Source organism: Mesorhizobium sp. M7A.F.Ca.CA.003.01.2.1 (assembly GCF_003998945.1).
GTDB classification, from domain to species: domain Bacteria; phylum Pseudomonadota; class Alphaproteobacteria; order Rhizobiales; family Rhizobiaceae; genus Mesorhizobium; species Mesorhizobium ciceri.
The window spans coordinates 1-426 of record NZ_RZRA01001693.1 but is presented as its reverse complement, the minus strand read 5'-3'; the positions used below and the strand labels follow the sequence as shown (position 1 = coordinate 426).

The window sequence follows — 426 nt, the reverse complement described above, 5'->3', positions numbered from 1 at the left end:
GCCATAGGCCATGAAGCCGATCTCGTCGTCGGTGGGGACCGATTGAAGCACGGTTCGAAGCGACTCGCGGGCGATTTCGAGCTTGGGCCTGCCGTCGATCTGCGCCCACATCGAGCCGGACGCATCGAGAATGATGATGACCTTGTTTGCGGCGAAGCCGAACGTCGTCATCGACAAAAGGAGGATCGCCGCAGCGACGCCCCGTGCAAGTCCCGCCATCGAAATCTCCTAAATCCGCCCCTGATCCGGGCGGCAAGCTATTTGACGCGGCGCCGGGACACAAGTCCGGGCGCCCGGTGCGCAGGGCTGCGGACCCAGCTTAACAAAAATCCTGACGACAGCCAGTTCGGCGGTGTCGGCAGCCTTTTACCCGGTAATAGGAATTTTTTCTTGACACCATGACCTCAGCTAAGGTACATATTTGGC

The 426-nt window shown here is 59.6% G+C and carries 1 pseudogene; it reads right to left on the bottom strand.

Features of this window, described 5'->3' with window-relative positions:
* Positions 1-219: pseudogene (locus EN969_RS34980) on the bottom strand (hypothetical protein); the annotation flags it as partial.
* Positions 220-426 lie beyond the last annotated feature (207 nt).